General features: G+C 41.8%; 9 protein-coding genes. 6 read left to right on the top strand and 3 right to left on the bottom strand.

Features of this window, described 5'->3' with window-relative positions; translation table 11 throughout:
- Positions 1-22 precede the first annotated feature (22 nt).
- The 4 genes from GSF13_RS15425 to GSF13_RS15440 are packed head-to-tail and all read left to right on the top strand — an operon-like array spanning position 23 to position 4,802.
- A complete protein-coding gene (locus tag GSF13_RS15425; protein ID WP_211866177.1) occupies positions 23-1,687 on the top strand; it encodes an NAD(P)/FAD-dependent oxidoreductase in 1,665 nt (554 codons plus the stop codon).
- Entirely contained in the window at positions 1,680-2,636 is a 957-nt protein-coding gene (locus tag GSF13_RS15430) for a sterol desaturase family protein (RefSeq protein ID WP_010604897.1), read from the top strand. Before GSF13_RS15425 ends, GSF13_RS15430 begins: the two co-directional genes overlap by 8 nt.
- Before the next feature lie 4 nt (positions 2,637-2,640).
- Positions 2,641-4,014, top strand: a complete 1,374-nt coding sequence (locus GSF13_RS15435) for an MATE family efflux transporter (RefSeq protein WP_249122683.1) — start codon at positions 2,641-2,643, stop codon at positions 4,012-4,014.
- Positions 4,011-4,802, top strand: a complete 792-nt coding sequence (locus tag GSF13_RS15440) for a thioesterase (protein WP_211866180.1) — start codon at positions 4,011-4,013, stop codon at positions 4,800-4,802. Before GSF13_RS15435 ends, GSF13_RS15440 begins: the two co-directional genes overlap by 4 nt.
- On the opposite strand, the gene GSF13_RS15445 is transcribed toward GSF13_RS15440, so the two are convergent.
- From GSF13_RS15445 to msrA, 3 genes are all read right to left on the bottom strand, one after another.
- Complete coding sequence (locus GSF13_RS15445) at positions 4,797-6,101, bottom strand: hemolysin family protein (protein WP_211866182.1); 1,305 nt, start codon at positions 6,099-6,101, stop codon at positions 4,797-4,799. The two genes, GSF13_RS15440 and GSF13_RS15445, sit on opposite strands and share 6 nt — an antisense overlap.
- A gap of 582 nt (positions 6,102-6,683) precedes the next feature.
- On the bottom strand, positions 6,684-7,175 hold the full coding sequence (locus GSF13_RS15450) for a GNAT family N-acetyltransferase (protein ID WP_010604901.1): 492 nt from the start codon (positions 7,173-7,175) through the stop codon (positions 6,684-6,686).
- Between the two features lie 339 nt (positions 7,176-7,514).
- Positions 7,515-8,768 carry a peptide-methionine (S)-S-oxide reductase MsrA gene (msrA, locus tag GSF13_RS15455; protein ID WP_174169079.1) on the bottom strand — a complete coding sequence of 418 codons (1,254 nt, stop codon included), beginning with the start codon at positions 8,766-8,768 and terminating at the stop codon, positions 7,515-7,517.
- Positions 8,769-8,972: 204 nt separating this feature from the next.
- Here msrA and GSF13_RS15460 point away from each other — a divergent pair, with 204 nt between their 5' ends.
- Together GSF13_RS15460 and GSF13_RS15465 are read left to right on the top strand one after the other, a co-directional pair.
- The gene (locus GSF13_RS15460) at positions 8,973-10,289 is read left to right on the top strand and encodes an MFS transporter (protein WP_249122684.1); all 1,317 of its coding nucleotides are present in this window, start codon (positions 8,973-8,975) and stop codon (positions 10,287-10,289) included.
- Between the two features lie 86 nt (positions 10,290-10,375).
- The gene (locus GSF13_RS15465; protein ID WP_211866187.1) at positions 10,376-11,890 is read left to right on the top strand and encodes a leucyl aminopeptidase; all 1,515 of its coding nucleotides are present in this window, start codon (positions 10,376-10,378) and stop codon (positions 11,888-11,890) included.
- Positions 11,891-11,975: the final 85 nt, after the last annotated feature.

An 11,975-nucleotide genomic window follows, 5' to 3' on the forward strand; every position in this document is an offset into this window, starting at 1 on the left:
CCGAATATGACAAGGAATAACAATGTCAACAAATACAAAATCAGTCATTATTATCGGAGCTGGCATGTCAGGTCTAAGCACCGCAGCATACAGCCAGATGAATGGTTACGAAACGACAATATTTGAGCTACATGAAACTCCCGGAGGATGCTGTACTTCTTGGCAGCGAAAGGACTTTACTTTTGATTGGTGCTTGAGTTGGTTAAAAGGTACAGGTCACAAAGATGAGATGTCATTAATTTGGAATGAACTTGGTTGCCTCGATGACGTTTCAATCTACCACATTAAAACATTCAACACCGTAATTTTTCCAGATGGACAAAAAGTTACCTTCCACGCAGATCCCGATAAGCTCGAGTTAAGTTTAATCGAACAATTTCCTGAAGATACCAAGCATATTAAAGAGTTTTGCGGCTATATTAGAAAACTAGCTGGTTGTAGTCCCCACTTTCCATTTCTAAAAAATACTGGACTCATGACATGGTGGGAAAAAGCTAAAATGATGTGGAAGTTGCTTCCCTACATGAAAACATTGATGAACACAATGTCTATCAGTATAGAAGACTACTCAAAACGCTTTAATAATCCAATTTTAGCTGAATCTCTTAACTGGATAATTTATGACAGACTTGGGAACTTTCCAGTTATGCCCTTCGCTTTTAATATTGCCAATGCCGCTGATAAAACGATAGGAGTTCCGGATGTCGGCTCATTAGGATTGGCTAAAAAGTTGGCTAGCAGAGTGGAAAAACTAGGTGGAAAAATCCACTATAAAGCGAAAGTCGACCAAATTTTGGTTGAAAACAATAAAGCTATTGGGGTACGACTAAGCAACGGACAAGAACACTTTGCAGATTACGTGATCAGCGCAAGCGATAGTTACAACACAACACAACACTTATTAAAGAGTGCTTACCCTCACCCTGTAATGGATAAAATGTATAGCCAACTGCATAACGATCCAAAGGGCATCATTTTTCCTAGCTTAGTTGCCGTATTTATTGCCGTTAATAAGGATTACACTGATCATGATCCTTATTCAACCTATCTAATAGACGATAAACTGAAATCAGAGTTGATAGGTATTAACCACGGCGGAATAGCTGTACAAGTTAGAAGCACTCTATTACCAAAGCAGGCTCCTGAAGGTAAGTCAGTGCTCTACATTACTTACCTTACTGACAGTCAACCATGGCAAAATTTAAACGCAAACAGTGTTCAATCCGAACATATCAGTATTGGACGAAATAGTCACACCCGTCGAAGACGCTCTGTAGAATATAAAGTCGCCAAGAAAGACGTTGGCTCCAAGATACTACAATTTCTTTCTCAGCACTTTGAGGAATTAGAGAACAACGTTGAGTTTATAGATGTTGTCACACCGCTTACTTGTGAACGATATACCAAAAACTACAATGGCACAGTATTAGGTTGGGACCCATTCTCTCCTTACTCTGAAGAGTTTGAAAAATACATCAACAGACATGGGCCCACTTTACCTCACTTAGATAATTTCTATTTTTCCGGTCACTGGGGAACATCAAATGGTGTAGCTCAGGCCGTGGCTAGCGGCAGACATATAGCCCAATATCTTTGTCTACAAGATAGCAAAAGGTTTCGAGTCACGCCCTTGTTAAGCCATGCCAACACTGCAACGCAACCAAAAGAGAATGAGCAATATGCATAACTTAGCTATAAAAAATAGGGTCACTCAAGCTATGAGTATACTCTGCTACCCAATCATTTTCTTAATAGTTAGTGCAATTAGTTTACTTGCGATTACAGAAAAACTTGAACTTGGTATCACTACTTTTTTCACCGTTTTATTCGTTATTTTTTACTTCGTTGTGATGGAAAGAATAAATCCTTTTCGACATAGCTGGCATCCAAGCAAAAAGGAATGGCAAAGAGATGGACGTTATTTCATTTTAGTGATGATTTATGGCGCGATTGGCGCGGGCATCATTCGCACCATCTCCATTTATTTGGCACCTCAGGAAAATGCACTAACACTGTCACAAAATGTGTTACTAGCAATTCTCGTTAGTTCATTTACGGGATATTGGCTTCATAGATTGCAACACAAGTACCTATCTTTGTGGAGCTTTCATGGTATTCACCATACTCCGAACAAGGTCACAACAAGTAATAATGTTGTTGTACATCTATTTGAAGTAATTATAAGCGCAGTTACTATTCAACTTATCTTTCTACTCTTGGGCTTTTCTGCCGAAAGCGTATTTATTGCCGGTCAATTTACGGTATTGCAAGGGTACTTCATACACGCCAATATCAATGTCAAAATGGGATGGCTAAATCATCTTATTGCAACCCCCGAGTTGCACCGGTTTCACCACAGCACCAACTTACAAGAAGCTGGAAACTACGGCTCTGAACTAAGCATTTGGGATAAAGCCTTTAACAGTTTCCAGTACCACCCCGAGCGCTCACCTCAGGAAATTGGTGTTACTAAACCACATTTGTTCCCTGCCCCTTCAGCCATTGGACTTGGTATTTTGCACCCTTTTAAGTGGTTTATAAGTTCAAAAGGCAAACGTCCAAATTACAGCAATATTGATAAACGCACGGCAAATAGGCCGAAAAAAGTGCCATCAACAACCCATGATATTGGATGATAGTGTGAAAGATTTAACTCAAGGCTCAATTCCAAAACATATCATATCAATGGCCTTGCCACTGGCTATCGGTATGCTTGTCCATACACTTTATATGTTTACCGACCTCTATTTTGTATCTCAGCTAGGTGATGCAGAAACGACGGCACTCAGCTTAGTTGGCAACGTACTCTTTTTTATTTTTGCGATTAGCCAGATTTTAAACGTTGGAACCGCTACGTTAATTGCGAACTCCGTGGGCAAGAAAAACCAAGCTGAATCAAACTCAATCTTCAATCAAGCGATTTTATTGTCCTGCATATTAGGATTGGTGGTGCTATCTTTTGGGCTATTTGTGATCCAATTTTACCTTCAACATACCACTACAGACTTGGCAGTTCGAGAAGCGGCTATGATTTACACTAAATGGTTTATTCCTTGTCTCGCAATGCAATTTTTATTTATTACTTTGGGAGCAGCGATGCGAGGTATAGGAATAGTTAAACCTATGATGTTTGCTCAGCTCGGATCTCTCCTTCTCAATATCTTGCTATCCCCTTTACTTATAACCGGTTGGGGTTTCATCCCTTCCATGGGGATCTCGGGGGCTGGACTTGCAAGTTCAATTTCCATGATATTAGCTATTGTCGTTACCCTTTTATATTTCAGAAAAGCAGATGGTTATCTAAGAATTGATCTAAAAGCATGGAAAATTGATCGTTCTACCATCAAAAAACTACTCGTTATCGGCGGACCCGTTGGGCTCGAGTTAACGCTAACCTTTTGCTACATTTCGCTGACGTTTTGGGCAATCAAAGATCTCACAACGGATGTCCAAGCAGCACTCAGTATCGGTTCAAAGATAATTCAAGGACTTTCTCTACCCATGATGGCTGTTGTCTTTTCGCTTCCTGCAGTTGCAGGGCAAAACTTTGGTGCAAATAACTTAGCACGATTTAAATATGCTTTTTTTTGGGTAATGTGCTGTGTTTCAATCATTATGTTGTTCATGTCTGTTATCGCAATAAACTGCGGCTCCCTGCTTGCCACTCCTTTCTCAAATGATGCAAATGTCATCGATCAAACGCAGTACTTTTTGGAGATTGTTGCATTTAACTTCATCGCCACTGGTATCGTTTATAGTTGCTCGGGAATATTTCAGGCTACAGGTAATACTTTCCCCTCTCTTATAAGCAATGCTTCCAGACTATTCACTTTTGTTTTACCTGTTATCTGGCTCGTACTTACACAACGAGTTTCCGTAGAGTTACTATGGCATCTGTCTGTGATAACTGTGCTTATTCAAGCAGCTTTAAGCTTGTATTTAGCTAGAAATCATTTAGGGCTCATTGCTAGCAAAATAAGTGCTACCGATTACTCCGTGAAGGAGGTATCGTGATTACCCATAAAATAGAAGAGCGCATAAACCACCAGCTTTCTACTTCCAAATGGTTTTCCTTACTCAGTAAGCCTAACACCATTCGCAAACAACTCATTTGCTTTCCTTTTGCTGGCGCAGATGCAGCTGTTTACCAAAATTGGGCAGAAAAACTACCAAAAGATGTCGCTTTATATGCACTCCAAGCACCCGGGAGAAAGGAGCGAAGTCATGAAGCTGCCATTGATAATATTCATACCTTGGTCGCAGCAATAGCATCTATTTTGAGCGAAGCAACGCCATTACCCAGCGTTTTTTACGGTCATAGCAATGGCGCTTATATTGCGTATGAGCTTGCCTTAGCACTTCAACATAGCAGCTGTAATATCGTTAAACACCTGTTTATTGCAGCAAGGAAGGCACCGCAATATGCGATAAGAAAATCCCCCTACCATACTCTTGACGATAAGAAGTTCATCGACTCGGTAAATTTAATGGGCGGGTTACCACCGGCTTTGCTCAACGATATCGAACTGCAACAACTGATGCTGCCAACGTTAAAAGCAGACTTTAAGCTGGGAGAGACCTATCAATACGATTCAACTTGTAAACTCGACGTCCCTGCAACCGTGTTATATGGTACTCGGGATAAAGCAGCAACAGGGATGGATATGCAACATTGGGAAAGCTGCTTTAAACAAGGTATCGCGCCTAAAGCAATACCTGGTCGGCACTTTTTTATGCAGGACTCCTCGGCTTTGGTGCTAAAAGAAATCAACGCGGTGTTGGAAACACTGAGCCCCTTATAGTTGGGGCTCTTTGGTTACTTCAATTTGCCTAATGGCCAATCCTTGAATTTCTATTACTTTAAACTTAAAACCATCAACTTCTAACGACTCTCCTTCGGCAGGAAAATGCTTTAACCTGTGGATCACAAAACCGGCTAAGGTTTCTATGGCTTCAATCGGCTCAAACTCGTACTCAATCACCGAAGCTTGAAAGTCCTTAATCGACATATCGCCCTGCACTAGCCATCGGGTGTTATCCTTTTGTCTAAATTGGGCTTCTATTGCTTGGTCGTCTTTCAGTGCAATTAAATTCAAGATGCTGGATAACGTTACCATCCCGACCACTGTTGAGAATTCATTGATCACCACCGCACAGTTGCTTTCATGACTTTTCAACCCATCTAGCGCATCGGAAAGGCTTAGAGTATCAAGTAAAATTACCGGCTTATGGAATTCTTGTTGTTGACCATCCAGTAACGGCTTTTTAGCCAAAATATTACTAAGCAGTTGTTTGGCTTCAGGTGCAGCTATCACTTTGTCGAGCGAGCCGTCACACAGCAAATACTGTTGAAAACTGTGCGCTTGAATTAACGTGCTCAGGTTTTCTTCTGATTCTTGAATGTCTAACCACACGATTGCATCGCGATTGATCATCGCTTGGGTAATATTAGTCTGGTTAAGGTCGAGCACATTGCCAATGATATTGTACTCGTGTTCGCACAGCTCACCCTGCTCAGCACTTTGATCAACCACCGCATAAATATCATCACGCGTTACCTGTTCGTCACGCTCATTTGGTAAATTGAATAGCTTTATAATCCAATCAGCGAACACGTTAAATAGCCAGATAATAGGCTTAAAAATCCATACGCTGGCAAGCATTAGATGGATAAATCGCATCGCGATAGTTTCTGGGATAACCATAGCTATTCGCTTTGGCAATAAATCAGCAAACAGTACAAATAACGATGTGATCAGTAAAAACGACACCACTGTGGATATTTGCAATAACATCGAGGCATGAGCTGCAACATCGGCATACATAAAACTCGCAACCCAGTTTAGTAGTTGTAATACATAAGGAGTAAACACCGACTCGCCTATCATACCCGCAACAATTGCCAAGGCATTGAGTACCACCTGTACCGCAGCAAAAAACTGATGCGCATTAGCCTGCAAATACAATACTTTCTTGGCTCTAACGTCACCAAGATCAAATAAGGTTTGTAATTTAACTTTGCGTGCCGCTGCCAATGATATTTCACACAGCGCGAAAACTGCACTCAAGCTAATGAGTAACAACACCCAAAAAAAGTCCACAGATACACCTAAAAAAGAAAGCGAGAATTCGACGCGATGTATACGCCTATTTTATGACTTTAGCAATGTAATTCGCGTCAAATAATTAAATTTTTGTCGCCTATCTCGTACTGTTCGCGACGAATAAAAAAGTACGTCAAGGAAGGAAAATGACAAAATTGATACACTCTCTCAAATTAGCGCTATGATATGCTTGTCAACGGCATGTTCAACCTATCATGAGATCACTACGAGGCGTGTAAAGCACAATTGCTATTAAGTTAAGTCCAAGAGCACCAAGCGAGATAAGAGCCAAATCGCAAGTTATGGTTTTAAATCCGGCCGCGCTTCTGCAAAGCTTGTTGGTGACAAATACGACAATGGCGAGCTCAACTTTACGCACTTCGGAAAATTGAGTTATCTGCTCGCAATTAATTTCGATGTTAAGAGGAGCCTCTTTGAAAAAGCATCTAAAGCGGTTACAACACCTTTAAAAAAACAGCCAAAGGTGCTTTTTCCTCCTTGCCATCTCTGTTATCGCCACTATATTTCTTGGTAAATATAGGTGCTTCAAGCACTAAATGATAAAGAAATAGTACAACGTCATAATGCACTACTGTGCTTTTTTATCAGAGACGCTTTCATAATATGTTGAGGGCCAGCAGGACCACCGAGGTATTTTTCATTTGTGTCTTCAAATCCACCTTTTAGGTAACAGGTAATCGCCGCTGGGTTTCTACAATTTACGGTTAAATATATTGACTCAAACTCTGGATAACTTGCCTGCGCATAGGGGACCAATGTACTCGCGGCTAATGTCCCTAGACCCTGACCTTGTCGCTGGCTATCTATGACAAATGCTCTTAAACCTAAACCGCTTTTTGGGCAAAACGAATATGTGTTCGAATATGCAATATCAAACTTAAAATATCCGATAATTTCATCAGCCACCTTTATGACATGCAAATGGGTGGTCTCACTTTGATCTTCTAAAAATGATTCAGCGGTACCGGCAAATTGAATTTGCTCCTCCGCAAGGTGTACTCGTTTCACTGCCTCTACATGAGTTGCGGTGAATGGCGCTAAGGTCAGCATGACTAAATCCTTCGTTGTCTAAGAGTTATATCATAACATAATACTCTCATTCGTTCCCAATAAGTTTACGGGCAATAAAACCTGTCTTTACTCCCTTATTTAAACTAAAGCTGTCGGTACCGAAATGAGCCACCACAAACAAAACAGACATAGAATATGTATACAGTGCATGAGAATTACTTTTACGTATTTTAAATGGCAGATCAAATTTGAGGAGAAAATAACCAAAGTACCACTTTCAAAAGTTAACAAGTAAACACGCTCTCTTAATGCACAAAAGTAACTTCGACTTAAATTTATCTCTGGCTCTGGAGCAAAAGGTAACTTTAGGCGTAATGCCTAAAGCACCTCTCTCGCTTTAAACTCAAGTACTTGGGCATTGATACAATAGCGGTCTTGACCTTTTGGCCCTTCATTTTTAAAGACATGGCCTAAATGAATGCCACTGCTTTTTGAGCGTATTTCAGTTCTCACCATTCCGTGGCTTAAATCTTTGTGATAGGTCACGCTGTCTTTTACTGGGTGGGTAAACGACAGCCACCCAGTGCCCGAGTTAAATCTATCTCGGGTGTCAAAAAGAACCTTGCCGCTTAATTTATCGATAAATACGCCATCTGGTGTGTTTTTAAAGATATCATACTGCTTGCAAAATGGTCGCTCTGTGCCTTTTTGAAAGGCAATGTCAAAAGCTTCTGAACGACCCAGCTTAAAAGCTCCGAGTGCCTTGTAAAACTCTTCTCTCGCCATAAAACCTTGAAAGCCTAAAGACTCAACACCATTTTCAATAAATAAGATCGTTGGCGTCGCCCAAGTCGCGGTTTTTATCATTAGTCCCTCGAGTTGATCTGCATAGCGAAAATGAAGTGGTATATCACCTTGATAGTCGTTTAACACCTCTTTTTTTAGCTTCTCGCAATAAGGGCAATAGCTTTTAGCATCAACAATCACGATATGCTTACCTTGGGCTAGCATAGTGTTATCTGTTTTATCTTTCGCAACCTTATCAAAGGTCACTCCCGTGCTGTGATCTGGGCAGTATCCCTTGGGATTCTTGGTTAAGTAGTTTTGATGATACTCTTCCGCTGGATAAAATTTTCTAAGCGGCTTAATCTTGGTTTGAATGTCGCCATAGCCTTGCTCAGATAATAAATGTTGATACTGCGCTTTTAATGTGTGGGCCTTGTCACTTTGTTGATCGTCAGTATAGAGAATGATCGAACGATACTGCGTTCCAACGTCATTACCCTGCCGATTTTTTTGGGTTGGATCATGACTTTCAAAGTAGTACTTTAGCAGCGCATCGGTGGTGATAAGATTTGCGTTGTAAGTTACCTTTACCACCTCCGCATAGTTGTCTTCATCAAAACGTCGGCTCGATTTAATGATTTCTCTATAACTTGGCTTAAACCCTTTACCGTCGGCATAGCCAGATTCAGCATCTATCACGCCCGTCATTTTTTCATAACGCTTTTCAGGACCCCAGAAACAACCGGAGCCCAACACTAACGTTTTAATATGGTTACTTGCGCCATCAACTTTAGGCTTGGGCATATCTGTCCCCGCGAGCGCCGATACACCCACACCTAACATCATGATAAACCCTATCGATGCGGCCACCTGTAATGTTCTCATCACTACCCTCTCTATGCTGTATGTCACAACTAAGTATGACTATCACTTCATACTTATTGAACTTAATATGATTTACTGCGTATTAAATGAGACCGCTAAAGGTTAATTATCATTTCATCTAAAGTCGTTCATGATAGTGAAGTAGGCTGTCTGCAAAATAAAGGAATGGGTGTGAGTAAAATAAGTGAGAATCTCTATCAAAAGCTAACCAATGATGACGAAGCGCGTGCCTGTAAAGCGATTGACGATAAGGCGTGTAAAGAAGTTCCCGGTAACTACGTACTTATTTTATTGAGTCAACTATTTAGCAAATTAGGAGATGCCCTACTCAACCCAAAGATCACGCTACCTTGGCTGATGCAATCACTCGGTGCTCCCGCTTATATGATATCGGCTCTGGTCCCCATTCGCGAGTCCGGTTCACTGATCCCACAATTGTTTATTGGCCAGTGGGTGCGTAAGCACGCTAAACGAAAGCACCTTTGGTCTCTCGGCGCACTTACTCAAGCTATTTGTGTACTACTTATGGCACTGCTTGCATGGCAGCAAACTGAAAATCAATTATACGCTTGGTTGGTACTTGGATTACTGGCGATTTTTAGCATCGCCCGCAGCTTAAGTTCCGTGTCGTCAAAAGATGTCATCGGTAAAACTATCCCTAAACAAAAGCGCGGCCAGCTTAGCGGCCAAGCCGCCTCTGTCAGTGGACTTATAACCGTTACATTTGGTGTTGGGCTTTTTATCGCTGCCACTCAAGTAAACAACGTCAACTTTGTGATCACACTGGTACTAGCTGCAATCTTTTGGCTGATTGGTGCGTTAACGTTCTCAAAAATCAAAGAATATGAAGGGGCAACTGAAGGTGGTGAAAGCGGATTAGATAAAATAAAGCAAGATTTAGCACTGTTGAAAACCGATCCAATACTTAAAAAGTTCATTTTAGCCCGTGGATTGCTATTAAGTTCTGCGCTTATTCCGCCCTATTTCACCGTGCTGGCGCAGCAGAATATTGGCAACGGTGCATGGGTGTTGGCAGCTTTGTTAGCGGTATCTGGACTTGCTAGTTTAGTCAGTGGTGCATTTTGGGGTCGCCTTGCCGATCAATCCAGTAAACACGTAATGATTTATGGTGCTACAATCACCGTTGCTATCACTGCTGTACTACTGGCAACTTCTTTATTTTATTCTTCACTGCTAGAAAAAATCTGGTTTATTCCACTTTGCTATTTTGTCATTGCCATCGCTCACCAAGGCGTGCGCGTGGGCCGCAAAACCTACGTGGTCGATATGGCCGAAGGAAACAAACGCACCAGTTACGTCACGCTCAGTAACACAATTATCGGTATTGTACTTTTATTAACAAGTGCACTTGGTGTCGTCGCCTCGGTATTTTCAATTAATGTGTTACTTGCACTCTACATTATGGTCACGATATTAGGCACCGTGCTGACAAGCCGCTTACCTAATGTCACTGAACGGTAAAAGCTGTTACTTCACCGACAAATTGTGTCTAAATTTCTCCAAATGAGGTAAAAACGCCGCAATTTTAGTTATCTGAGGATAAAATTATGTCATTGACTACGCGTTTTTCTGCTTTAGCGCTGGCGGTTGCCAGTATGACTTCTGCAAATGCCGCTGACTTTGAGTTCAATACCAAGCTTGCAGACGCTGATGCACTGGTACTTTTTCAAGCTGGTGAAAACCAAAGTAACCTAAAGTTCCTAGATAAAGACACTCGTAAACAATTGGAGCGCGCAATTGCTGCTGAAGATTTTAAAGGCGCGTATGGCAAAACAGTTGAGGTATTAGCGCCGGTAGACTCTGATTATAAGCGTATCTTCATTGTTGGTTTGGGTGATGCAGGCGAACTCAACGCGAGCAAAATGACCAAACTTGGCGGTAACTTACACGCTAAATTTGAAGGTAAAAAGCTGGAGAATGTTGCGGTTGCATTCGAAGACGTTGAGGGAGCGCTTTCAAATGCAGAACTAGCAGCACAATTTGCACACGGTGCAAACCTTCGTGACCACACCTTCGAAGTATACAAAAAAGAGCCAAACACTTTTAACGTAAGCTATCACTTCGACGTTGCCGATAAACAAGCAACACAGGCTCAGTATAAAGCACTACAACACATTCAAGCTGGCGTGTTTTTAGCGCGCGACTTAACCTCTGAAGTCGCAACAGAAATGACTCCAGTAGACTTTGCAAAAGCGGCAAAGGAACTTGAACAATATGGCATTGAAGTAAAAGTACTAGCACCAGCTGAACTTAAAGAACTTGGCATGGGTGCGCTTGAGGGCGTTGGCCGTGGTAGTGAGCACGGCTCTCGCTTAGTTGTTGCACATTATAAAGGTAACAGCGAGACACCAATTGCCCTGATCGGTAAAGGTATTACTTTCGATTCTGGTGGTTATAGCATCAAAACCGGCGCTTCGATCGCACGCATGAAATCTGACATGGCGGGCGCAGCTGCCGTGCTTGGTACAGTAAAAGCAATGGCGCTAAGCAAAGCAGACTTAAACGTGGTAGCAGTCATGGGTATGGCGGCAAATATGGTGTCTCAGTATGCAATTGCACCGGGTGATGTACTGCGCACTGCAGAAGGTATTAGCGTAGAAGTGGTCAACACAGATGCTGAAGGCCGTTTGGTGCTGTCTGATGCGATGTGGTATGCACGTAAACATTACAGCCCTGAGATCATGATTGACGTCGCGACATTAACGGGCTCTAAAATTCGTGCAGTTGGTAATGAATATTCAGCAATTTTCTCTGAAGATGATAGCTTAATTACAGAATTTACCAACGCAGGTAAGGTTGTGAACGAAAACGTATGGCGTCTACCGCTTGGCTATAAGGACAAACTAAAATCTGACATCGCCGATTTCCAAAACGTAGGTTCAGGTGGTCCTGGTGCAACAACTGCTGCAACTTTCCTACAACAATTTGCAGGTGACACCCGTTGGGTTCATATCGATATTGCCGGTAACGCACTTTCAAGCTCAGCCAAAGACGAAGTACCAACTGGTGGTACAGGCTATGGCGTTCGCCTCTTAAGCGAGTGGCTATTAACTGCTAAATAAATCCTCAGATTTTAAGCCGTGTTTAAACACGGCTTTTTTGTGACTTCAACAAAATGGCAACTGATAGCAATAACTTCGTTTCAAT

It is taken from the genome of Pseudoalteromonas sp. M8, assembly GCF_018141365.1.
GTDB lineage: Bacteria > Pseudomonadota > Gammaproteobacteria > Enterobacterales > Alteromonadaceae > Pseudoalteromonas.